At 71.3% G+C, this 21,823-nt stretch carries 21 protein-coding genes, 1 tRNA gene and 1 pseudogene; 15 read left to right on the forward strand and 8 right to left on the reverse strand.

Going from position 1 to position 21,823, the window contains the following annotated elements; all coding sequences use genetic code 11:
* Positions 1–15: 15 nt before the first annotated feature.
* Complete coding sequence (locus tag HOP40_RS02210) at positions 16–504, forward strand: HD domain-containing protein (RefSeq protein ID WP_240157466.1); 489 nt, start codon at positions 16–18, stop codon at positions 502–504.
* Here HOP40_RS02210 and HOP40_RS02215 read toward each other — a convergent pair.
* Both HOP40_RS02215 and HOP40_RS02220 read right to left on the reverse strand, forming a co-directional pair.
* Positions 486–956 (reverse strand): NUDIX domain-containing protein, encoded by a 471-nt coding sequence (locus tag HOP40_RS02215; protein WP_172154175.1) that lies wholly within the window; start codon positions 954–956, stop codon positions 486–488. The genes HOP40_RS02210 and HOP40_RS02215 overlap by 19 nt on opposite strands.
* 9 nt (positions 957–965) lie before the next feature.
* Positions 966–1,667 carry an XRE family transcriptional regulator gene (locus HOP40_RS02220; protein ID WP_240157467.1) on the reverse strand — a complete coding sequence of 234 codons (702 nt, stop codon included), beginning with the start codon at positions 1,665–1,667 and terminating at the stop codon, positions 966–968.
* A 266-nt stretch (positions 1,668–1,933) separates the two neighbouring features.
* Here HOP40_RS02220 and HOP40_RS02225 point away from each other — a divergent pair, with 266 nt between their 5' ends.
* From HOP40_RS02225 to mobF, 10 genes and pseudogenes are all read left to right on the forward strand, one after another.
* Positions 1,934–2,152 (forward strand): helix-turn-helix domain-containing protein, encoded by a 219-nt coding sequence (locus tag HOP40_RS02225; RefSeq protein ID WP_240157468.1) that lies wholly within the window; start codon positions 1,934–1,936, stop codon positions 2,150–2,152.
* Positions 2,149–2,469, forward strand: coding sequence for a hypothetical protein (locus HOP40_RS02230; RefSeq protein ID WP_172154177.1), 321 nt, complete (start codon positions 2,149–2,151; stop codon positions 2,467–2,469). The genes HOP40_RS02225 and HOP40_RS02230 overlap by 4 nt, the downstream gene beginning before the upstream one ends.
* A gap of 7 nt (positions 2,470–2,476) precedes the next feature.
* A complete protein-coding gene (locus HOP40_RS02235) occupies positions 2,477–2,710 on the forward strand; it encodes a hypothetical protein (RefSeq protein WP_172154178.1) in 234 nt (77 codons plus the stop codon).
* A pseudogene (locus HOP40_RS35750) lies at positions 2,707–2,952 on the forward strand (WhiB family transcriptional regulator); the annotation flags it as partial. The gene HOP40_RS02235 and the pseudogene HOP40_RS35750, both read left to right, overlap by 4 nt.
* Positions 2,953–3,107: 155 nt before the next feature.
* On the forward strand, positions 3,108–3,455 hold the full coding sequence (locus HOP40_RS02245; RefSeq protein WP_172154180.1) for a hypothetical protein: 348 nt from the start codon (positions 3,108–3,110) through the stop codon (positions 3,453–3,455).
* Positions 3,452–4,024 carry a DUF2637 domain-containing protein gene (locus tag HOP40_RS02250; RefSeq protein ID WP_172154181.1) on the forward strand — a complete coding sequence of 191 codons (573 nt, stop codon included), beginning with the start codon at positions 3,452–3,454 and terminating at the stop codon, positions 4,022–4,024. Before HOP40_RS02245 ends, HOP40_RS02250 begins: the two co-directional genes overlap by 4 nt.
* Entirely contained in the window at positions 4,021–5,790 is a 1,770-nt protein-coding gene (locus HOP40_RS02255; RefSeq protein ID WP_172154182.1) for a type IV secretory system conjugative DNA transfer family protein, read from the forward strand. The genes HOP40_RS02250 and HOP40_RS02255 overlap by 4 nt, the downstream gene beginning before the upstream one ends.
* Complete coding sequence (locus HOP40_RS02260) at positions 5,790–6,026, forward strand: hypothetical protein (RefSeq protein WP_172154183.1); 237 nt, start codon at positions 5,790–5,792, stop codon at positions 6,024–6,026. The genes HOP40_RS02255 and HOP40_RS02260 overlap by 1 nt, the downstream gene beginning before the upstream one ends.
* Positions 6,023–6,655 carry a hypothetical protein gene (locus HOP40_RS02265; protein ID WP_172154184.1) on the forward strand — a complete coding sequence of 211 codons (633 nt, stop codon included), beginning with the start codon at positions 6,023–6,025 and terminating at the stop codon, positions 6,653–6,655. The genes HOP40_RS02260 and HOP40_RS02265 overlap by 4 nt, the downstream gene beginning before the upstream one ends.
* Before the next feature lie 262 nt (positions 6,656–6,917).
* The gene (gene mobF, locus HOP40_RS02270) at positions 6,918–11,264 is read left to right on the forward strand and encodes a MobF family relaxase (protein ID WP_172154185.1); all 4,347 of its coding nucleotides are present in this window, start codon (positions 6,918–6,920) and stop codon (positions 11,262–11,264) included.
* A gap of 6 nt (positions 11,265–11,270) precedes the next feature.
* Here mobF and HOP40_RS02275 read toward each other — a convergent pair whose 3' ends face one another.
* The gene (locus HOP40_RS02275; protein WP_172154186.1) at positions 11,271–11,765 is read right to left on the reverse strand and encodes a hypothetical protein; all 495 of its coding nucleotides are present in this window, start codon (positions 11,763–11,765) and stop codon (positions 11,271–11,273) included.
* A 473-nt stretch (positions 11,766–12,238) separates the two neighbouring features.
* Here HOP40_RS02275 and tcmP point away from each other — a divergent pair, with 473 nt between their 5' ends.
* Positions 12,239–13,486, forward strand: a complete 1,248-nt coding sequence (gene tcmP, locus HOP40_RS02280; RefSeq protein WP_172154187.1) for a three-Cys-motif partner protein TcmP — start codon at positions 12,239–12,241, stop codon at positions 13,484–13,486.
* Here the strand turns inward: tcmP and HOP40_RS02285 are convergent.
* Positions 13,477–14,253, reverse strand: coding sequence for a DUF5131 family protein (locus HOP40_RS02285; protein WP_172154188.1), 777 nt, complete (start codon positions 14,251–14,253; stop codon positions 13,477–13,479). The genes tcmP and HOP40_RS02285 overlap by 10 nt on opposite strands.
* Positions 14,254–14,690: 437 nt before the next feature.
* Here HOP40_RS02285 and HOP40_RS35350 point away from each other — a divergent pair, with 437 nt between their 5' ends.
* Positions 14,691–15,704 carry a pentapeptide repeat-containing protein gene (locus HOP40_RS35350; RefSeq protein ID WP_205347054.1) on the forward strand — a complete coding sequence of 338 codons (1,014 nt, stop codon included), beginning with the start codon at positions 14,691–14,693 and terminating at the stop codon, positions 15,702–15,704.
* A gap of 362 nt (positions 15,705–16,066) precedes the next feature.
* Here HOP40_RS35350 and HOP40_RS02295 read toward each other — a convergent pair whose 3' ends face one another.
* Positions 16,067–17,884: a tyrosine-type recombinase/integrase gene (locus HOP40_RS02295; protein WP_172154189.1), complete on the reverse strand. Its 1,818-nt coding sequence runs from the start codon at positions 17,882–17,884 to the stop codon at positions 16,067–16,069.
* Positions 17,885–17,976: 92 nt separating this feature from the next.
* Positions 17,977–18,049: transfer RNA gene (locus tag HOP40_RS02300), tRNA-Ala, on the reverse strand.
* 82 nt (positions 18,050–18,131) lie between these two features.
* On the opposite strand from HOP40_RS02300, the gene HOP40_RS02305 reads away from it, so the two are divergent.
* Entirely contained in the window at positions 18,132–20,096 is a 1,965-nt protein-coding gene (locus HOP40_RS02305) for a S9 family peptidase (RefSeq protein ID WP_172154190.1), read from the forward strand.
* A gap of 1 nt (position 20,097) precedes the next feature.
* Here the strand turns inward: HOP40_RS02305 and HOP40_RS02310 are convergent, their stop codons facing one another.
* The gene (locus HOP40_RS02310; protein WP_172154191.1) at positions 20,098–20,502 is read right to left on the reverse strand and encodes a RidA family protein; all 405 of its coding nucleotides are present in this window, start codon (positions 20,500–20,502) and stop codon (positions 20,098–20,100) included.
* Positions 20,503–20,653: 151 nt separating this feature from the next.
* Between HOP40_RS02310 and HOP40_RS02315 the strand changes: the two genes are divergently transcribed.
* Positions 20,654–21,058 carry a MarR family winged helix-turn-helix transcriptional regulator gene (locus tag HOP40_RS02315; protein WP_240157738.1) on the forward strand — a complete coding sequence of 135 codons (405 nt, stop codon included), beginning with the start codon at positions 20,654–20,656 and terminating at the stop codon, positions 21,056–21,058.
* A 7-nt stretch (positions 21,059–21,065) separates the two neighbouring features.
* Here HOP40_RS02315 and HOP40_RS02320 read toward each other — a convergent pair whose 3' ends face one another.
* Positions 21,066–21,818, reverse strand: a complete 753-nt coding sequence (locus HOP40_RS02320) for a DsbA family protein (RefSeq protein ID WP_172154192.1) — start codon at positions 21,816–21,818, stop codon at positions 21,066–21,068.
* Positions 21,819–21,823 lie beyond the last annotated feature (5 nt).

The following is a 21,823-nucleotide window of genomic DNA, read 5'->3' on the forward strand; positions in this document are numbered from 1 at the left end:
CGACGCTGGTGTCACGTGCGGTCCGTCGCCGCCGAGGCCAATCGAATCGCGCCAGCGTTCGGCGATGGCGAACTGCTGGTCACCGCGGCCGTCCTGCACGACATCGGCTATGCGCCCGACCTGGTCATGACGGAGTTCCATCCCCTCGATGGCGCCAGGTTCCTGCAGACGCAGGACGCGCCGGCCCGGCTCTGCGCTCTAGTCGCCCGCCACTCGTGTGCCATCAAGGAAGCGGAGTTGCGGGGCTGCCATGCCGACGTCGCCGAGTTCCCCGACGAGGAGACACCTCTCCGCGATGCCCTCTGGTACTGCGACATGGTCACGGGCCCGGACGGCCAGCGGCTGACGGTCGACGACCGTCTGGCCGAGATCCGGAACCGCTACGGGTCGGAAAGCCTCGTCGGCCAGTTCCTCGACATCGCGCGCCCCGAGCTGATTGCCGCGGTCGACCGGACCATCGAGCGCTACACCGCGGCTGGGATCCCTCAGCCCAAGTACGGCTGAGGGTCTCCACGAAGTCCGTCCTCGATTCGGACCCGCATTCGCGGGTGCATGGCGAGCCCTTCGATCGCCGCCGGCTCCAACCAGTGCACCTGGGTCGACTCGTCGCTGGTCGTCGCTGACCCACCCACCTGCCGCGCCCGGAAGCAGATCGAGAACTCCTGGCGTACCTCGCCGTCGTCGTAGGCGATGACGTGACCCGGGTACGAGTAGATGCCGACCAGCCCGGTGATCTCGATGCCGATCCCGGTCTCCTCCAGGGTTTCGCGCACTGCGGCAGCCGGGGTCGACTCCCCCACCTCCTGGCCGCCGCCGGGCAAGGCCCACTGGCCGTTATCGGCGCGCTCGATCAGCAGCACGCGGCCGGCGTCGTCCTGGACGAATGCGGTCACCCCGACGACGAGGCTGTTCGGCCGGGGCGCGGACGGGTCGTCGAGGTAGTCGGTCTTCGGCACGCCGCCTTGCTACCACTTCGGAGGCTTGGCCGTCTCCCAGACGCGGTCGAAGCTCTGCGCGTAGGTCCCGAAGAGGTCGCCAGCCGACAGCCGGCGCAGGTGCAGCGCCGGGGCGTGCGGTGCCGTGATCCCGAGGACGTGCGGGTTGACGATCATCTCGTCGTCGTAGCGGTAGATCGAGTTGTAGAGCGTCGTCGAGTGGCACCGGATCTCGACGCCGGGCTCACCGTCGAGCGGCCGGACCAGCGCGAGCGCGTTGCGGATCTTCGCCGAGATCGCAGACTTGCCGATTCCCTCGTCCGTGCTCCGTCGGATGACCTCGCGGCTGGTGGGCTCCCCGTAGAGCAGGCGCACGCGCGCGCCGGCCGCGGCCTTCGCGCGGACCGCGGGAACGAACGCCGGGTCCTCCATCAAGAACATGCCGACGTAGACGAGCACGTCGACCCGCGCCGTTGCCGAGCTGAGCAGCCGGCTCCACAGCTCGTGCGGGATGTCGTTCCGGTGCGGGTAGATGCGGACGACCTCGGACTCGTCAGCTGCTGCCGCCCGGTCCGGACTGAACGCGTCGGGCCACAGGTAGCGCTCGGTCTCGCGGAGCATCGCCGCAAGCTTGCCGCGGTACTTCGGGTACGGAGAGCGGCCCTGGGTGATCCACCGTTCGACCGTCTTGGCGTCGACCTTCAACTCCTCGGCGACGTTGTCGGCGCTCATACCAGCGCGTTGCAGCGCGTCGCGCAGGCGTTCATTTACTGGCACGACTGCCTCCCGTGGACGTATAGGGACGACTTATCGTAGCAAGGACGTCTGTAGAAGTCCTGATGTGCGGTGTGGAAATCCCAGCGATCTGTTGAGAGTAGGGAGCCGACGGACCCGGGTTGGCCGAGTCCGCGGACTCGACAGGGGTCGGGCAGATGCAACCGAACGAAACCGAGAAGCCGAGGTGGATGCCCACCCGGGCCGGGCGTGACGCACGAGCAGTGAGCACCGCACCGCGGTTCTACAGCGTGGCGCAGGTGGCCCGAATCTTCGGCATGTCGTCGATGACGGTCTACCGCGCGATCGCGGACGGGCAGTTCCCTGCGCTGAAGGTGCGGGGTCGCCTGATCGTCCCGGCGAAGGTCGTCGACGAGATGACCGAGGCCGCGATGGCCGAGGGCGTCGTCATCGACGCCGCCAGCTGGGTGGTGGAGCGATGAGCAGCGTCCTGATGCACCTCGACGAGGCGCTGGAGCGGGTCATCCGACTGCGGGAGCGCCTTCTGGCCGACCCGTTCGCCGAGGCACGGGCGGAGCGCCTGGCGCTGCTGTTCGAGTCCGAGGCGCGGGCGTGGTCGCAGCTGTTCGAGCTCACCCGGCTGCGGCCGGTGTGGCGGGCGGCGCTGGCCGCCGAGCTGCTGGCGCGGCAGCAGGCCGCGCGGTGGCGCGAGCGCGCCGCCGTCGAGCGGGCGATTCGCGTGCACCCGCCAGAGGACGTGAGCGCCGTCCGGTCGCTCGCACACATCGGGCAGGGGTGACGGGGCCATGGAGAACGTCGGAGCACTCATCTTCTTCGCGGTGCTGGCCGCGTTCATCTGCGCGAAGGCGCGGGTTCCGGCCGGGGCGGTCGTGTTCGCCCTGATCGCGCTCGTGCTGTTCGTGGGCACGCCGGTCGGCGAGGGCCTGCCCGGCGCGGTCGCGACGTTCGTGGGTGTCGTCGACGACGCCGCGACGCCGGCCCTGACCAACGCTCCCGCCGAGACGGGAGCGGTCGGGTGACCGCGCGGGAGTGGCGGTCACGGGCCGCGTGCCGAGACGTCGACCCGGAGCTGTTCTTCCCCGTCGCCGACTCGGGACCGCTCGTGGAGCGCCAGGTGCAGGAGGCCAAGGCGGTATGCGCCGGCTGCCCGGTCCGCGCGGAGTGCCTGGCGTTCGCGCTCGGCGCACTGGCCGACGGGATCGCCGGTGGCTTGACCCCGGCCGAACGCCGTCGACACAGCCGGCGCCTGGCCGCGGGTGGCCGCCCCAGGGTCGTTCGTGGGTCGGCGGACGCAGGCCGCGCCGCCATCCGGGCCGGTGGCCGCGTCGTCGAGGTGGCTGCGGCCTTCGGGGTGACGGTGCGGACGGCGGAGCGGTGGGCGCAGGACGTCCGCGCCGCCAGGCAGCGGGGTGCGGCGTGAACGCGGCCGAGCATGCCGACCTGGGCGCCACGTCGTGGGTCGAGGCGGTGCGGGCCCAGCTCGACGCCGCGCCGGACCACGCCGACTTCTACGCGCTGGCCGGGGAGATGGCGGCGACGCTGTCGGCCCTGCAGGACGGCGTGAACGTGCTGCGCCGCCAGGTGGCCCACTACGGCGAGGGCCGCGACGTCTACGACGACACCCGGACCGTGGACCCGCACACGCGGTTGGCCGAGGCCGCCGAGCTGCTGGCGCTGCTGCGCGACGACCTCACCCCCGCCCTGCGGAGGACGCACGCGTTTTGGGCGTCGATCTCGCACATCGGCGTCGAGGTGCCCTCGTGAGGGCCCGGGCCGTGCTCTACGGACTGCTCGCGGTGGTGGCGAGCGCCGCAGCGGTGCTGTCGTTCGCTGCACTGCGCGACCTGGCCCTGCTGTGCGGCTTCGCCCCGGCGCTGGCCTGGCTGCTGCCGGTGGTCGTCGACGCGGGCGCCGCGGCCGGATCGCTGGTCTGGCTGGGCGGTCCGGCCGCCGACGCCGCACGGCGGTTCGCCCGCACTCTCGCGCTGACGCTGCTCGCGCTGTCGGTCGCGGCCAACGCGCTCGGGCACGGCTTGGCCGCCTACACCGTCGCGCCCGCGTGGTGGGTGGTCGTCGCGGTCTCCTCCGTCGCGCCGGCCGTCCTCGGGGCGGTCGTGCACCTGGCCGTCCTCGTGGGCCGACCGGCCGACACCCCGCCTGAGTCCCGACAGGAACAACCGCACGACTTGGCCGGCGACCTCATCGCGGCTGGGGCAGGACGGCGCCGGCTCTCCCGGGAGTTGGGCGTCACCGAGCACGAAGCGCGGCAGCTGCTGCAACGCACCCGTGCCACCACCAACGGGCACGTCCTCGACTCAGGAGATCCAGAATGAACGGCTCGACGCTCGTGATCCTGCTGGCCCTGCTCGCCGGGTCGGCCCTGGCCTGGCGGCGCGGTGCGCGCGCCCTGGCGACCGCACTGGTCCTCGTGGCAGCGCTCCCAGCCGTCACTCTGCTCAAGCAGACGCCGATCTGGGCGGTCGTCGCCGTCGGCGTCGTCCTGGTGGGCGTGCTGTGGCACCGGCACGCCCGCACCGCCGCCACGATCACCCGCTGGAGCGCCATGTCCCGGCGCAAGGCGGGCGTCGCCTCGACGATGGACATCGCCCGGGTGGCGAGCGCGCCGGCCATGCGCCGCAAGGCAGCCAGCGTCCGCCCATCCCTCGCGCAGACGACCCGGCTCGCGCGGTGGCTCCAGCTCGTTCGGCTCCCGGCCGTCGAGGTGGCGGTGCGGCTGTGCCGCGTCGGTGCGCAGTCGGTGTGGGCGTCGGTCGAGGACTTCATCGTCGTGTTCGGCGGGCCGCGGACGGGCAAGACCCAGTGGCTCGCCGGGCGGATCATCGACGCCTCCGGAGCGCTGCTGGTCACCAGCACCCGGACCGACCTGCTCGACATCACCGCATTGCTGCGCGCCCGCAAGGGCCCGGTCTACGTGTTCAACGCCGTTGGGCTGGCTGGCCTGCCGTCCACGATCACGTTCGACCCGCTCACCGGGTGCACCGATCCCACGACCGCGGCGGAGCGGGCGGCCGACATGCTCGGCGCCTCCCGCGGCGGGAGCGGCGACCGGGAGTTCTGGGACGCCCAGGGCCGGCGGGTGTTGGCCGCGCTGATGCACGCTGCCGCGCTGGGCGGGCTGCACATGCGCGACGTGCTGGGCTGGGTCGCCGACCCGGACAGCGCCGGACGGGTGGAGTCGCTGCTGCGCCGCTCGCCCGAGGACGCGTTCGTGCAGGAGGCCCGGCAGTTCATCTCGACCAACGACCGCACCCGCAGCTCGATCACCTCCACGATCATGCCCGCGCTCGGTTGGCTGACCAGCTCCGCCGCCGCAGCCGCCGCCGAGGGCTCGACGCCGTTCGACGTCGCCGAGCTGCTGGCCTCCCGCGCGACGGTGTACCTGCTGGGTGCCGAGGAGACCCAGGCCGCGCCGCTGGTGTGCGCACTGACCGGGCACGTCGCCCGCGAGGCCCGCCGGATCGCTGCCGGCTGCCCGGGTGGGCGGCTCGACCCGCCGCTGACCCTCGCGCTCGACGAGGCCGCGCTGATCTCGCCGGTCCCGCTCCAATCGTGGAGCGCCGACATGGGCGGGCGCGGGGTGACGATCATCAGCGCGTTCCAGTCCCGGGCGCAGCTACTCGCCCGCTACGGCCAGCACGACGCCGCGACGACCCTCAACAACGCCGGGTCGGTCATGGTGTTCGGCGGCACCCGTGACCGGGACGACCTCAACTTCTGGGCCACGCTCGGCGGAGAGCGCGACGAGCCGATCACGACCACCGACCTGCACGGGCGGGTCGCCTCCCGCACCGTGCGCAAGGTCCCGGTCGTGGCACCCGCGCAGATCGCGAACCTGCCCGCCGGGCGCGTGGTGACCTTCCGCCGCGGGATGCCCCCGGTCGTCGGGACCGTCGACATGGCGTGGCGACGCCGCGACGTCCGCGCACTGTCCCGTCCAGGCGGGCGGTGGGAGCGGTCGCGCCGCGCGTGGGCGTGGCTCACCCGCCCGCCCCTCTCCCCCGCCCACCAGGTGGCGCCGGTCGCCCGGGACCTCCCGCCGTGGGCCACCGCCCGACCCGATGACGGCTGGTGCAACTGATGACTGACAAGCCGACCGTGCGCGAGATCGCCGCGCTCACCGCCCGCCTTCGCGACCTGACCCGCCCCGGTGCTGTCGCCGACGATGCCGCCCGGGCCGAGTTCCTGGCCGACAAGGAGGCGCTGCTGGCCCGCATCGCCACCAACGAGGAGGAGCAGGAACGCGCCGAGCAGCTCGCGATCTGGCACATCGACGACACCACCACCGAGACCGGCGACTACCGGGAGCCGACATGACCGCGCCGGACGCCCATGACGCCGCGATGGGCCGGGAGCACGCCCGCACCGTGCGCCGCGTCAGCGAGCTGGAGACGCTCGTCCAGCAGCTCTGCGCCGACGTCCACACGATCGCCCGCCGTGTCGGCGGTGCGGCCGAGCCGGAGGCGAAGCAGGTACCGGGGTCCTGGCTGCTCGCCGACGACCCTGTCGGCGCCGCGGCCCAACTGGGCGAACTCGTGGAGTGGCTGTACCGGGTCTATCTCCGCTACCAGGGCACCTGGCTGCCGACATGCTGGCTCTGGCACGCCGACGCCGTCGAGGAGCTGTGGTGGCTGCGCTGCGCGCACGCCGACGCCTACGACCCCGACCGCGGTTCCTGGCAGCGCGCCGCCGACTGGCACGACCGCCAGCGCCCCGGCGTCGTCCGGCGCCTCACGAAGGAGATCGGCAGCTGCGAGCTGTCGCTGCACCTCCCCGGCGCCCGCCGCGCGGTACCACCCACGCCGGTCCCGCTGGCTCCAGCCGCCGCGCAGATCGCCGCGTCCTGGATCGACTCCGGCCGACACGCCCCGGCACCCGTACCGACGCCCGACCAGCTGGCAGCAGCCGAACGACACGATCACGACCAGTACCGGAGCCAACGATGACGACCTCACCGAACGCGACTACCGATCAGAACCACACGACCCGATCACTCACGACCACGACACACACGAACGACGACCACCAAGCACCCGAAGATCAATCGACAGACAAAGACCAAGATCCGAATTTCCAGCACACCCAGGCATCCGGATCCCCTGGTACCCGCCGCGAGCCCTGGCGGGCCGCGGCGAAGATCAACTGCAGGGCCCGGTGCGACGCCTCGCGCTCGACTACGGACGGTCACCGGATCGGCCGGGTGTCGTCGTGCTGAGCCTGGCGACCGGCCACGACGTCGGCTACCTGACCGGAGCCGTCGCGGCTGGCCGGGAGAGCTACTACACCGGCGCCGTCGACGCCGGCGAGCCGCCGGGGCGGTGGGCCGGCGCCGGGGCCGAGCGACTGGGCCTGCACGGCACGGTCGACGCCGACCTGATGGAAGCGGTCTACACGCACCTCCTCGACCCCCGCGACGCCGCGACGCACTCGCGGGCAACGTGGAACGAGGCGGCCGCGCTGGCTGCCCCACACCGCAAGTACCGGACGCCGGAGCAGATTTACGAGCAGCTGCTGGAGGCTCAGCCGGAGGCCGGCCCCGAGGAGCGCGCCACATTGCTGGCCCAGGCTGAGCGGTCCGCCCGACAGGCCGTGTCGTTCATCGACGCCACGTTCTCCGCGCCGAAGTCGGTCACCGTCCTGGCCGTCGCGTTCGAGCGGGCCGCCAGCGACGCTGCCGCAGCCGGCGACCACGAGGCCGCCGCGGCGTGGGCGGCGCACGCCAAGGCCGTCGAGGACGCGGTGCTGGCCGGCGCGACCGCGGCGATCCGCTACCTGGAGGACGAAGCCGGCTACTCCCGCGTGGGGCACCACGGCGGCGGCGCCGGGCGGTGGATCGACACCGAGGGGTTCGTCGTCGCGCAGTTCCTGCAGCACGACTCCCGCGACCGCGACCCGCAGCTGCACGTGCACCAGGCGATCCTCAACCGCATCCTGTGCGCCGACGGGGAGTGGCGCACGCTCGACTCCCGCGCGATCCACGCCATGCGCGCTGCCGCCGGGGCCATCGCGGAACGGGTGATGGAGGCCCACCTGACGCAGGCGCTCGGCGTGCGGTTCCAGACCCGCGCCGACGGCAAGGCCCGCGAGGTCGTCGGGGTGCAACAGGAGGTCATGGACCTGTTCTCCTCCCGCCGCCGGGCGGTGTCCGCCCGCACCCGGGAGCTGGTCGACGCCTTCCAGACCCGGTACGGGCATAAGCCGAACGCGCTGCAACGGACCCGCCTCGCCATGCAGGCCACGCTCAGCACCCGCGCGGCCAAGTCGCACGAGGGCGAGACCCGCGACCAGCAGCTCGACCGGTGGGCCGCTGCGCTTGAGGCCGAGGTGGGCACGACGCTGGGCCAGGTGGCCCGCGATGTGCTCTCGCTGCGCCAGCAGGCCGACCCGGCGGCCACCTGGTCACCACAGGACGTCATCGACCGCGCTCTGGCGCGGGTGGCGCAGACCGGGTCCTCGTTCACCCGCTCCGACCTGATCCGGGCGGTGTCCGACGAGCTGCCCGCCCACCTGGGCGTGGCTCCCGAGGAGGTGCGGGCGTTGCTCGACGGAGTGAGCGACGACGCCCTGGCCGGCGCGGTGTGCCACGTGCAGGAGACGGATGTGAGCGAGTGGCCCGAGGAGCTGCGGCTGCGCGACGGCCGGTCGGCGTTCGACGGGCCGGGCTCCGCCCGCTACAGCACCGACGAGCAGTTCCGGGCCGAGGCCGCGCTGCGCGCCGCGGCAGTCACGCGAGGCGCCACGGCGCTGAGCGACGTGCAGGCGACCGCCGTCGTGGAGAGCTACACCGCAGCCGGCCGCGCGCTGGGCGTCGACCAGGCCGCCGCGCTGCACGGCGTGCTGACCTCCGGCGCGTGGGTCGAGGTGCTCTCTGCCGCGCCCGGCACCGGCAAGTCGTTCGTCGTCGGCGCACTGGCCGAGTCATGGACCACCCCGACCGCCGACGGGGAGCAACGGCGGGTGTTCGGGCTCGCGCCGTCCCAGATCGCCGCCCGAGTGCTGACCGAGGAGGGTGTGTCCGCCGCGGCCAACACCACCGCGTGGCTGGGCGCGCAGCGCCGGCTTGACGGCGGGTCCGCCGCGGACGAGGCGTGGCGGCTGCGCGGCGGGGACCTGGTAGTCGTCGACGAGGCGAACATGGCCGGTACCGACCAGCTTGCCGAGATCCAGCGCCGCTGTGGCGCGGCGGGCGCGAAGCTGCTGCTGGTGGGCGACCCTCGCCAGCTCGCCGCGGTCGGGCCGGGCGGAGCGTTGGCCGACGTCGCCGAGCACGGGCTGCGCTACGAGCTGGCCGAGGTGCGCCGGTTCTCCGCCGAGTGGGAGCGCGCGGCGTCGCTGCGGTTGCGCGCCGGGGACGCGTCCGTGCTCGACGAGTACGCCAAGCACGGCCGGCTGCGCGACGGCGGCACCGCCGAGCAAGCCGAAGCCGCCGCGGGGCGGGCGTGGCTCGCCGACACCCTGTCCGGGCGGGAGTCGCTGCTGATGGTGCGCGACAACGCCACCGCCGCCCGAGTCTCGGCGCAGCTGCGCGCAGAGCTGGTCGACCTGGGCAAGGTCGACGAGGCCGGCGTGTCGCTGGGGATGGCCGGCTGGGAGGGAGTCACCGCCGGGGTCGGCGACCTCGTCCAGGCCCGACGCAACGCCTGGCACCTCGCCGGGTTCGAGGGCAACGAGCGCGCTCCGATCAACCGCGACACCTTCCGCGTCGTCGCCGTTCGCGCCGACGGCGGGCTGACCGTCGCTCCGATCACCGGCCGCGCCGCAGACGACACCCCGCCCGAGCAGGTGAGCGCATTCGGCGAGGCCCTGGGCACCCCGATGCAGCTGCCCGCCCGCTACGTCACCGAGCACGTCACCCTCGCCTACGCCGCGACCGCCCACGCCGCCGAGGGACGCACCGTCGACACCGCGCACGGGGTGTTCGGCGCCGGGACCGACACCGCCGGCCTGCTCGTCCCGATGACCCGCGGCCGCGACGCCAACACCGCGTGGGTCGTGACGACCGCACTCGCCGCCGACGCACCGACCGGCGAGGCCACGACGACGATGGCCCGCACCCCACGCGCCGTCCTGGCCGAGGTGCTCGACAACGACCGCGCCGAACGCACTGCGACCGCCGACCGCGAGGCCGCCGAACTCGCCACCCGCTCGACCATGACCCACCTTGACCGCCTCATCGACCTCTCCGCACAGGTCACTGCCGGCCGCACCGCCGCCACCCTCGACCAGCTCGCCGCGAACGGCGCCCTCTCCCCCGCCGACCGTCGCGCCCTGGCCGCCGACGAGGCGCTCGGCAGCCTGGAGCGGCTGCTGCGCACCGCCGAGCTGGCCGGCCACGACCCCGCCCAGGTCCTCACCACCGCCGCCGAGGCCCGCAGCCTCGACGGCGCGACGTCCCCGGCGAAGGTGCTGCACCACCGCATCACCCATGCCCTGCACGGTCAGCTCACCCCGCGGATCGACAGCGCCACCGACCTCATCCCCACCCAGGTCGACCCCGGCCGCCGCCGCGACTGGCTCCAGGCCCGCGCCGACGACGCCGAGACCCGCCGCCACGAGCTCGGCGCCCAGGCCGCCGCCGATCCCCCGCGCTGGGCCCTCGACGCACTCGGCCCGGTCCCCGGCGAGGGCGACGACGTGACAGCCCGCCTGGAGTGGGAGCGCCGCGCCGGCTGGGCCGCCGCGTGGCGCGAGCTGGCCGGCCACACCGACGAAGACGACCCGCTCGGCCGCGCACCCGCCCGCGGGCTGATCGAGAAGTCCGCGCTGTTCCGCAAGGCGCACGAGGAGCTGCGGCTGCTTGACGTCGGAGCAGAGGAGGCCGACATGTCCGACGGCCGCCTACGCGCTCGCGTCCGTGCGATGCAACTGGAGGAGGAACGCGCCCCCGCCGACGTAGCAGACGAGCTGGCCGCCGCGCACGAGCTGGCAGACAAGGCCCGCGTCGACGCCACGGTCTGGGCCGCCCGCGCCGAGGCCGCCACCGGCCCCGACCGCGAGCAGCTCCAGGCCGCCGCCGAGCAAGCGGCCCGCACCGCCGCCGAGACGGCCGACCGCATCAACGGACTCGAGGCCGCCGACGAGGCCCGCGGGCAGTGGTACCTCGACTCGGTGGTCACCCGTGACTACGCCCACCGCTCCGCCTCCGAACTCCGCGCCCGCGGCATCGACCCCCACGACACCAGCGACCACGTCACCGGTGACGACTGGCTCGACGCCCACCGCGCCGCCCAGGCCGACGACGACCAGCACCGCGAGATCCACCCCGACGACCTGGCCAACGAACACGACGACCCCCGTACCGCCGTCCTGGAGCCCCGGGAGCGCCAGCCGATCCGGGAGGTCGACCAGACGGCCGAGATGGTCGCGCAGGCCCAGGAGACCCTGCGCATGATCGAGGAGCGCCGCGCCGCCGAGGTCGAACAGGCTGCCCACGAAGCAAGTCGGGTCGCCGAAGAGGAAGCCCGCGCAGCCCAGCTCACCCAGTGGTCGCAGGAGGACAACCAGACCGTCACCGACACCGCGGAGGTCGACGACAGCCAGGCCCTCGAACGCTGACCGCCATCAGGAGCGGGCTGCCCACCTCACGAAGTAGCCGGCCTGCTCCAACATTTCCGCGGTGGCCGCCACGTCGTCGTCGATGCCGCGCCGCCACGTGCTCAGCAAATCCTCAACGGGCAGCGGCAGGGGCGCCTCCGGGAACCGGCCAACTGAGCCCCACTCCGCCAGGCCGGACGCAACCCGGAACGGCTGCCACCGGACCGCGTGGTCGGTCATCGACGCCTCGACGACGACAAGCCCCGTCGGCGCCCGGACGCCGGACGGCTCCAGCGCGGCATGCAGCGAGGCGTACTCCCACACGATGACGAGGTGCGTCGCCGCCACGACCGCCGGAAGCCGACCCAGCAGCCCGACCGCGCTCGCCGTATCCCGGCCCGCTGCCGACGCTCGACAGGTCAGGTAGCCGACGTAAGGGCCTTCCAAGTCCGCACAGAGAATGTGGACTGTCGGCAGCGGCAGTCCTGCGCCGGCTCGAAGCAGCTCGTCGGCGCTGGCCACCGCAGACTCCGCGATCCGGTTCACCACCCCGGCGACGTCAGCGACTCCCGCCCTCGTCATTCACACAGTGTGCCTACGACCACCGACAAGAACGACAAGCAACAAGCTGGGCTCCGCCCAGACCCGTCCCTCCCTCCGGCGGCGGCGGCGGCCACGGCATCAGCTCGCGGTTCGGGGTGGCGCGGGTGGTTCCGCCGTCGATCGGTCGCCCTGAAGGGATGCCACACCACCGGTAGGGCCGCAAGCAAAGTGCGCGCTTGCACCCCTACCGCCGGCGCGGCCTTGCTACGCACGCCCGACCGACGGCGGAACATCTGTGGCAGAGATCTGTGCGCGCCGCTCATCCACGTACGGAGGCCGACCGCTGCTCACCCAAAAGAGGCGCGCCGTAACGGAGCGTGCAACCGCCAGGAGACACCTACTACCCTTGGAGCACTCCGCGCCACTGCCGCGGACTTCGATCGAGGGGGTACGTGTTGGAGCCGCACGACGAATCGTCCGATGATCAGGACAACGCTGAGACGACGGTCGACTCCCAGCAGCCGTTCTTCAGGAGCAGGCGCGCAGCCGCCGTGCTCAAGCACGCGATCCTCGCGAAGTACGTCGTCCCCTTTGCATCGAAGACCGGATCGACCTCGACCGGCAAGCGTGTCGTCATCGTGGACGGCTATGCCGGCGCAGGCCGCTACGAGGACGGCTCACCCGGGTCGCCGGCCCTCATCGCGGAGGCAGCTCGCAGCCCCGCGTTGAGCGGGCGCATCGTCGAGTGCCACTTCGTCGAGCAGGACGCCGCCACCTACAGGGGCTTGCGCGAGGTGCTTGAGGAGGTCGACACCGACGGCAGCACCCTCGTGTGGAAGGCGCGGCACGGCAACGTCGCCGAGCACCTCGACGAACTGCTCGCTTGCGCCGAGGGAGTACCACTATTCCTGTTCCTTGACCCGTTCGGACTCGGCCTGCCGTTCGATGTCATCGTCGACATCTTTGACGGCAGGCCGTCGGGCCAGTACGTGCCCGCGACGGAAGTGCTGTTCCGCTTCGATGCGAATGCGGTCCGCCGCATCCGTGGCGTGCTACATAAGAACGACGGCACCAATAAGGGTCGAGAGAAGACGCTCGAAAGGCTGGACCACGCCGCCGGCGGTACCTGGTGGCGGGACGAGGATGACCCGACCCTCAATAACACCCAGTACCTTGAGTGGTTCGAGCAGCGCCTGCTCACTGAGATTACCAGCCGCGCAAAGTGTGCCGGATGGACCGCCGTTGTCAAGCAGCGGGAGGACTTGCAGCCGGCCTACTGGCTTGTGTTCCTCACCCGTCACCGTGACGGAATGGAGGTTTTCGGCGAGACGCTCAGCAAGGCGCAGGAGACATGGCGGCGCGCCGTGTTTGACGAAGCTTTCGCCGCGAGGCAAGACGGCGGCCAGGATGCATTGATCACACTCGATGCCGACGCGATCTTCAAGCGCCAGGAGGCCGAACTCACGGAGCAATTACAGGACCAAATCGAGCTAAATCTTCGTGCACTATTGCGGGATCACGAGAGGTTCATCGTTCGAACCAAGTTTGAGGAGGTCTACAAGAGCGTCGAGGGAATTGCACGTACGACGCATCTGCGTAAGGCGCTCAAGAGACTGCATGACGCCGGCATCACCACTTCGAACCAGGTCGGCGACGTCTACTCAAAGCAGGTGATCCGTCGGCCCGGTGCTCAGCCATGACCCGCGAGAATCGACTCCGCCCAGCGCGAGCTTGCGACCGGCATCTCGTCAAAGGTCCGGCCGCCTAGCAGCCGTCCGCCGGCCTTGGGGGTGCGCCCGCCCCACTGCTTGAAGAAGAACGCGACGCCGGCGTCGCCGCACGCGGCGCGGAGGCCCTCGATCCACAGCGGATCGACGATTCTGTGATTCGGACCGGACTCGCCGCCGGCGATCAGCCAGTCGATCCCGTCGAGGTCGAGGTCGTCGAGCGGGCCGAGCAGCGGCTCTGCAGAGACGAAGCGGACCGCTGCAGGCACCTCGCGCAGCCGGTCGGCACGCCAGCCCTGCTCGATCCTCTCGACGCTTACACCCATCCACACGTTACTCGGCCACGGCAGCGAGTTGGCCATCCGGGCCAGCCGCTTCGGCCGCTTCGTAAGTAGCTGGTAGGTGTGGCGAGGCGTCTCGGCCATCACGTCAAAGACGCGGCGAACGAAGGCGTCGGGCACGCGGGCGTGAAAGAGGTCCGACATCGAGTTGACAAAGACCACCCGCGGCGCCGCCCACCGCTTTGGCACCTCGAGCGCATCCTCGTGGATCTGCACGCCGAAGCCGGGACCGCTCGTGCGCGGATCGCCGTCGACCTGATACTTCGGGTTCCCCATCGCCTTGAGCCGCTTCGCCAGGGTCAGGGCGTAGCAGTTGTCGCAGCCTGAGGTGATGCGGTCGCACCCCGTCGTCGGATTCCACGTGGCTTCGGTCCACTCGATCGAACTCTTGTCTGCCACCCCTACAGTCTCGCAGCCGGATCAACCCGAGGCGCGCAGACCCGCCGAACACATGTTCGAATCAGTCCAAACGACCTCCCCGGACACAGAGACTCGCTCGTTGCCGACCCCCGCTGCAGCGCTGCACGCCCGCGCTCGCGGACGGCGGCCTGCGTGGCACCGAGCACGACTGACCAGCATGCCCGCCCTCGGCACGCGACGGGCATGCTGCTGAGATTGGTGCATGACCGCCGTTGGCCCTCGTAGAGGCGGGCGACCGTTTGCGGACTATTGCGGATCACAGGTCGACTGAGCCAGCAAATGCCAGGCCCCAGAAGGATCAGTTCGGCGGGACTGGTGGATGCAACTCCGCAGGAGCGCGAGCTCGCTCCTGTAGCGGCAGCCACTCGATCCTGGCCCGCCCGTAGTGCAGCAGGCGGCGGGAGCGATAATCAGCCGTGGCCGTTAACAACCCGAACCCGACCGTGAAGCCCGAGCGTGTTCTGTCCGTGCGCTCGATCGTGCTTGGCTCCCTCCTGTTACTGGTCGTGGCGATCGCGTCGGCGTGGGCTCTGCTGAGCTTCTATGGCGGGGGCACAGCCACCGATTCCGCCAGACTCGACGCGATACGAACGACAGCCAACATCGTCCTCGGAACGGGCGGTGCCGCCGCCCTACTCCTCGCCGCGCGGCGGCAGAGATCGACAGAGCAAACCCTCGAACACCAACGCGAGGTTGCGGCTGCGACAGATCGAGACAATATCGAGCGCAGAATTACCGAGCTGTACACCAAAGCTGCCGAACAACTGGGAAGTGACAAGGCCCCGGTCCGCCTTGCCGGCGCCTACGCACTAGAGCGACTAGGTCAGAATAATCCAGATCAACGCGAGCTTGTCATGAGTATCCTTTGTGCATACCTTCGCATGCCGTTCGAATCCTCTCCAGAAACAAGAGAAGAGGCAGAGGTTCGACTAGCTGTATTCAGCATTATTGGGAGGCATGTGTCCAACAGGAACTCTAACGAGTCCGAGAAGTTCTGGCCAGGACAAGTCCTCGACCTACAGGGTGCCCGATTGCTAGCGCTGAACTGGATGGATGCCGAGCTCAGGATCCTAAATATTGATCATGCCACTTTCGACAAGGGCCTCTCTCTTCGTAGATGCAAACTGAACATCCTAAGCGCCTCGGGGTGCACGTTCAACGGACCCTTCTTAATAAGCGAGACCGAGATTGAAATGATGGCCTTCTTCGACGACGCCGATTTCAATTGGACGACCGCCGCGAGCATCCGCGACACACGCCTACCGGACACCACTGAGCTGTCCGGAAACTTTCGCGTTCCGCCTGATCTCTATGGCTCGTCGATGAAAGACTCGCCGGACGGGGCCTTCCGCGATGCTCCGGACGGCTGGAGACTCCATCAGGATCAGGATCGCGATAGCAGATGGTACTTCGTCTCGGAATCAAACTAGCTATCCACCAATGCAGATGGAATGACTTGTGAAAGCTCATCGCCGGACGCGCGCGCTCTGACGTGTCACACTCCGACGAGAATCCCCAACGCCGCACTGGCGCAGTACATGGCACCCTGCGGCGTAGCAACGCGATCTACGTGATGGCTGCGTCATCCCCAACACAACCACCTTGCGACCAGAGCAGCCAGGACAAGGACGTAGTTCCCCAAGATCACATCTCAGTCCCTCAGGAAGCCTGAAACGACACCACCGCGGCTTGAACGCCAGTGCTCAGCAGTGCTTCGACGGCGACCGGCGCCGTACGGGACACGATCCAGGAACCTCCCGGCCGCAGGTGTTCTATGGAGCACGCTCCACATCTATGCGAAAGCCACAAAGGTTATTACCGCTGCCATATCGGTGGGCAGTCGTACGTCCATCTCGTACTCATCGATCTGGGCTGGATCTCCGCCGCGCCGACGTACCGCGGCGACGAGCAGTTTCCGCAGGTCTGCTCCGGAGTTCAGATCGACCTCCGCGGAGAACCGAGCAAAGTCCGCCCCAAGGTGCCGAACGTGCATATCTGCCATGAAACGCTCCACGGCCGGGAACTCGCCTACTGTCAACTGCCGATCCAGACCGCTTCCACGAATCAGACTCATCGTCGTCACAGGTTGCGCGACCTCGCCACACTCGACGACATCGAGCACGACTGCGCGACGCCCTTGACGGACATCGACAATTCCCCACTCACTGAGTAGCGCAGTCGCGCGATGTGCAGTCCCAGTAGCCACTCCGTACTGACGGGCCAGCTCGACGTTGCTGGGGAGCAGCGAGCCTGAGGGTAGCCGGCCATCCAGGATCTGCGCACGCAACTCAGCGGCGACGAGTTCGTATGGACTGCGCGCCCCACGCTCGGCCGAGTTGGTCGAACCCGGCGAACTCGACGGCCGCTGAGGCAGGCGATCGAGGAGTCCAGCAGACGCCCTCTGGTCCGCCTCCGACACCCACGCCGCGTAAACCCGTAGCGTTGTCGTCCCGCCGCCCCCGTGCCCGAGCCGGCCCGCCACCGTCCGCACGTCGACGCCACCCGCGATCAGCTCCGTCGCCGAGTAGTGCCGCAGCTTGTGGATCGTTGTCTTGATGCCGATCCGGCGCGCCAGGCGCGAGTACCGCTGCCCCACTGTCGCCGGCTTCAGGTGCGTCGAGCCGTCCACGTCGCGGGAGAACATGAACCCGTCGGCGGGAAGCTCGAAGCCCAGGCCGGCGCACAGGTCCATGTAGCGCTGCCGGTGGCCGGCCAGCAGCATCACCGTGTCCGGGTCCAGGGCGATCCGGCGGTGCTGGTGGGTCTTGGTGTCCTTCTCCCACGTCTCCCCGTCGAGCTGGGCGATCGAGCGGGCGACCGTCAGCACCCCGTTCACGACGTCCAGGTCGTTCCAGCGCAGGGCACACAGCTCGCCGCGGCGAAAGCCGGTCACCATCGTCAACCACACGAGCACGGCCCAGTCCGGATCCGACCACGCCTCGTTCAGGATGCGGGCCGCCTCGTCCGCGCTGGGCGGCTGCGGCTTGGCCGCCGGCTGCGGCGGGGCCTGGGCGTGCTCGATGGGGTTGGTCGAGAGCCAGCGCCAGCGCACGGCCCGTTTCAGGGCACCGCTGAGGATGACGTGGATCTGCCGGATGGTCGACCGGGACAGGCCACGGCAGCGGTGCGGGCCGCACCTGTGGTCGCAGTTGTGCGGTCGCACAGTCCGGTGCTCGACGAAGGGCCGGCGGTCGCAGTGCGCCCGGCAGCGGCGGAGCTCCGCGTAGAAGGAGTCGAACACCGCGGCCCGCAGCGCGCCGACCTTCTGCTTGCCGATCAGCGGCACGATGTGGGTCCGGGAGAGCGTCCGGTACGTCGACAGCGTGCTGGGCTCGACCTCGAGCAGCTCGAAGTGCTCGGTCAGCAGCTGCTCGACCGTCGCCGTGGTGCGCGGGTTGCGCTGCTCGTCGACCTGGACGGCGAGCCGGCGCAGGGCCTTGTCCGCCTCGATGGCCGCGCGGGGGCCGGCTGGGATGATCTCGCGCAGGTAGTGCCGACGCTTCGTGAGCGGGTCCTGGCCGGCGTAGACGACGACGCGTAGGGACCCGCTGGGGAGCTGCTCGATGCGGCCCTTGGAGCGGGCCCGGCGTCGCGGCGCCGTGGAGGTCATGGTGCAACGCTAGAGCGGGTTCGCACCACGAACGGCACCATGACCGTCGGTATGGATAACTCGAGCGGAGTGTTTCCGCTGGTGAGGAAGGGTGGAGCTGAGGGGATTCGAACCCCTGACCCCTTGACTGCCAGTCAAGTGCGCTACCAGCTGCGCCACAGCCCCTTGCCCCGAAGAAGTTACACGAGCCCCGGCACCCCACGACAACCGGGTCGACTCCGTCGGCCCCTCCCCCTACGTTCTCGGCGTGCAGCCCGCCGACATCGCCCGCATCGTCTCCGTCTCCTCCCCCGCGCTCTCCCCGGACGGGCGGCGGGTGGCGTTCGTCGTCGGCCGGATCGACCTCGACGCCAACCGCCAGCGCAGCGCCGTGTGGCTGGCCGACGTCGACGGGGCGACGGCGCCGTACCCCCTGACGGCCGGGGAGCACGGGGACGGGGCGCCGGCGTGGTCGCCGGACGGGCGGCGGCTGGCGTACACGAGCGGGGACGCCGACGGCGGTGGGTCGTTGCGGGTCGTGCCCGTCGACGGCCCCGGGGAGACCGTGACGGTGTGCGCGCGGAACGAGGCCGTGGAGGCGCCGGTGTGGTCGCCCGACGGCTCGCGGATCGCGTTCGCCTCCCGGGAGCGGGCCGCGCGCTACCGCCACGGCGACGACGAGCGCGCCCGGCCCCCGCGCCGCATCGACCGCCTGCTCTCCCGCGTCGACGGCACGGGCTGGACGATCGACCGGCCGCGCGGGGTGTTCGTCGTGGCCGCCGACGGGACGGGCGCGCCGGTGCTCGTCGCGGGCGGGCCGTACGAGCACGGCGACCCGGTGTGGGCGCCGGACGGGGGGCGGCTCGTCGTGTCGGCGGTCCGCCGGCCCGGCGGTGACCTCGACGAGCGCGCCGACCTCCACGAGCTCGACCCCACCGGCCGCACCGACCCGCGCCCGCTCACCGACTCCGCGCTGTCGCTGTGGATGCCCGCCTTCTCCCCCGACGGCACGCGGATCGCCGTGCTCGCCGGCGACGCGCGGATCGTGCCGTCGCACCACCAGGTCGTCGTGGTCGACGTCGCCACCGGCGCGGAGAAGCCGGTCAGCGCGGCGCTGGACCGCCAGTGCGCCCCGTTCCCCGGCGCCCGCCCGCCGCTGTGGGTGGGCGAGGACCTGCTGTTCCCGATCGAGGACCACGGCACCGTGCCGGTCCTGCGCGCCCCGGCCGACGGCACGCGCGCGCCGGAGGCGGTGCTCGGCGGCACCCGGGCGGTCCGCGCGTTCGACGCCGTCGGCGACACCGTCGCGTTCGTCGCTTCCACGCCCACCGCGCTGGGCGAGCTGTTCGTCCGCGACGCCGACGGCACCGAGCGGCAGCTCACGCACCTGGCCGCGCCGTTCCACGCCGACGTCGTGCCGTTCGCGCCCGAGCCCTTCACCGTCGACGGGATCGACGCATGGGTCATCCGACCCGAGGGCGGCGACCTCCCGGTCCTGCTGTCGATCCACGGCGGCCCGATGACGCAGTACGCCACCGCCTGGTTCGACGAGTTCCAGCTCTGGGCCGGCGCCGGGTACGCCGTCGTCTGGTGCAACCCGCACGGCTCCACGGGCGACACGCAGGCGTTCTCCCGGGAGATCCGCGCGCCCGAGGCGGCCGAGCACCCGGGCTCGGGATGGGGCGGGCGCGCCGCGCAGGACGTCCTCGCCGTCCTCGACGCCGCGCTCGACCGCGACCCCGGCCTCGACCGCGACCGCGTCGGCGTCCTCGGCGGCTCCTACGGCGGCTACCTGACGACGTGGCTCGTCGCGCACACCGACCGCTTCGCCGCCGCCTGCAGCGAGCGCGCCGCGAACAACCTGGAGTCGCTGGAGTGGGACTCCGACGCCGCGGGCCTGTTCCGCCACGAGATCGGCGTGGGCCACGTCGACGCGCCGGAGGTCTACCGTGCGCAGTCGCCGGTGCACCGGGTGCGCGAGATCCGCACGCCGCTGCTGATCGTGCACTCCGACGACGACCTGCGCTGCCCCCCGAGCCAGGCCGACCAGCTCTTCGTCGCGCTGCGCCTGCTCGGGCGCGAGGTGGAGTACTGGCGGTTCCCGGAGGAGGGCCACGAGCTCTCGCGCAACGGCTCGCCGCGCCACCGGATCCAGCGCGCCGAGCTCATCCTCGACTTCTTCGGACGCCACCTCGGCGGTCGACGCCCGGAGGCGGACTGGCTCTCCGGGTGACTCAGTCGACGACCGCGGTCACCTCGGCCTCGACCAGGATCCCCGGCTCGAACAGGATCTCGACGCCGATCAGCGCCGCGGGCGGGGTCGTGATGCCCAGCTCCCGCCGCGCCTGCTCGACGCCGGCGCTGAACGCGTCGTACATCTCACGCTTCCAGCCCGCCGCGTACCAGGTGAAGCGGACGACGTCGTCGAACGTCGCCCCCGCGGCGGCCAGCGCGCGGGCCACGTTGCGGTAGACCTGCACCACCTGGCCGGTGAGGTCCCCGGGCGCGACGAGCTCGCCGGCGCCGTCCCACGCCACCTGCCCGGCGACGTGGACCTGCCTGCTCCCGGTCGCCACGGCGACGTGGTGGTAGAGCGGGACCGCCACGTGCCCATCGGGGTTGATCAGCGAGACCGTCATCGTCACTCCTCGACTGGACTTCATGCTTGAAGTGATCCCCACCCTCCATCACTTCAGACTTGAAGTCAAACGGCGCCGGTACAGTGACCCGGTGACCGCGACGCCCTGGCTCGGCCCCGAGGAGAAGGAGGCCTGGACCGGGCTGATCTCGATGGTCCTGCTGCTGCCCGGGCAGCTCGAGGCGCCGCTGCAGCACGAGGCGGGCCTGACGCTGTTCGAGTACATGACGCTGAGCCACCTGTCCGAGGCCCCCGAGCGCCGGATCCGGATGAGCGGGCTGGCGTTCCTCGCCAACGGCTCGCTCTCGCGCCTGTCGAACGTCGTCACGCGGCTCGAGCGGCGGGGCTGGGTGCGGCGCACGCCGGACCCCGACGACGGCCGCTACACGCTCGCCGTGCTCACCGACGCCGGGCAGGAGGTGGTCGTCGCCGCGGCGCCGGTGCACGTGCGGTCGGTGCGGGAGCTCGTGCTCGACCCCCTCACGAAGGCCGACCGGCAGGCGCTCGTCCGCATCGCCGCGAAGCTGAGGGTCCGTCCCGGCGACCAGCCGCGCTGACGCCCGCTCAGGCGCCGAGCGCCTTCTGCAGCCAGCCGGTGTCGCTGATGTCGACGCGGGCGCCGTCGAGCAGGACGGTCGGCGTCCCGAAGTTGCCGTCGGCGTTGCGCAGCGCGGGGTCGTCGACCGCGGCGCGGGTCATGGCCGTCACGGCGTCGGCGTTGGCGCCGCCGGTGATGCAGGCGCCCATGTCGGCGCCAAGCTCCGTGCCGAACGCGACGAGCTGCACGTCGGTGAGGCCGGCACTGCCCTCGGCGGGCTGCTCGGCGAACAGGCGCTGGTGGTAGGCGGGGTGGATGCCGGCGGGCACCGCGCAGAGCGCCGCGTTGGCCGCGCGCGAGGAGTAGCCGACGGGGTCGGTCTGCTGGTCGAGGATCGCCACCGAGTGGTACCGGACGGTGATCCGGCCGGCGTTGAGCGCCTCGGTCAGCTCCTCGCCGTAGCGCTCCTCGAAGCGCTCGCAGACCGGGCAGAGGAAGTCCTCGTAGACGTCGACGACCATCGGCCCGGTGCCCGCGGTGACGACGCCGCCCGCCGCGGTCGTGGTGTACGTCGGCACGGCCGCGGTCTCGCCGGAGTCGCGCGTGAGCAGCACGACCACACCCACCACCAGCGCGACGACCGCCAGCGCGGCCACCGCGATGAACGTCGTGCGCTTCGAGTCGCGCGCCTGCGTCGGGGGCGTGATGCCGGCCGCCCGCAACCGCGCGTTCGCCGCCTCCTGCCTGCGCTTCTTCTCGTTGCGCGACGCGCCGCCCATGCCTC

The organism is Pseudonocardia broussonetiae, from assembly GCF_013155125.1.
Taxonomy (GTDB): Bacteria; Actinomycetota; Actinomycetes; order Mycobacteriales; family Pseudonocardiaceae; genus Pseudonocardia; species Pseudonocardia broussonetiae.

Excerpts from the sequence above, each read along its gene's own strand:
- HOP40_RS02220 (WP_240157467.1), bottom strand. The coding sequence starts at position 1,667 with ATGAGCGCCGACAACGTCGCCGAGGAGTTGAAGGTCGACGCCAAGACG.
- HOP40_RS02230 (WP_172154177.1), top strand. The coding sequence starts at position 2,149 with ATGAGCAGCGTCCTGATGCACCTCGACGAGGCGCTGGAGCGGGTCATC.
- HOP40_RS02235 (WP_172154178.1), top strand. The coding sequence starts at position 2,477 with ATGGAGAACGTCGGAGCACTCATCTTCTTCGCGGTGCTGGCCGCGTTC.
- HOP40_RS02255 (WP_172154182.1), top strand. The coding sequence starts at position 4,021 with ATGAACGGCTCGACGCTCGTGATCCTGCTGGCCCTGCTCGCCGGGTCG.
- HOP40_RS02260 (WP_172154183.1), top strand. The coding sequence starts at position 5,790 with ATGACTGACAAGCCGACCGTGCGCGAGATCGCCGCGCTCACCGCCCGC.
- HOP40_RS02265 (WP_172154184.1), top strand. The coding sequence starts at position 6,023 with ATGACCGCGCCGGACGCCCATGACGCCGCGATGGGCCGGGAGCACGCC.
- HOP40_RS02295 (WP_172154189.1), bottom strand. The coding sequence starts at position 17,884 with ATGACCTCCACGGCGCCGCGACGCCGGGCCCGCTCCAAGGGCCGCATC.
- HOP40_RS02310 (WP_172154191.1), bottom strand. The coding sequence starts at position 20,502 with ATGACGGTCTCGCTGATCAACCCCGATGGGCACGTGGCGGTCCCGCTC.
- HOP40_RS02315 (WP_240157738.1), top strand. The coding sequence starts at position 20,654 with ATGGTCCTGCTGCTGCCCGGGCAGCTCGAGGCGCCGCTGCAGCACGAG.
- HOP40_RS02320 (WP_172154192.1), bottom strand. The coding sequence starts at position 21,818 with ATGGGCGGCGCGTCGCGCAACGAGAAGAAGCGCAGGCAGGAGGCGGCG.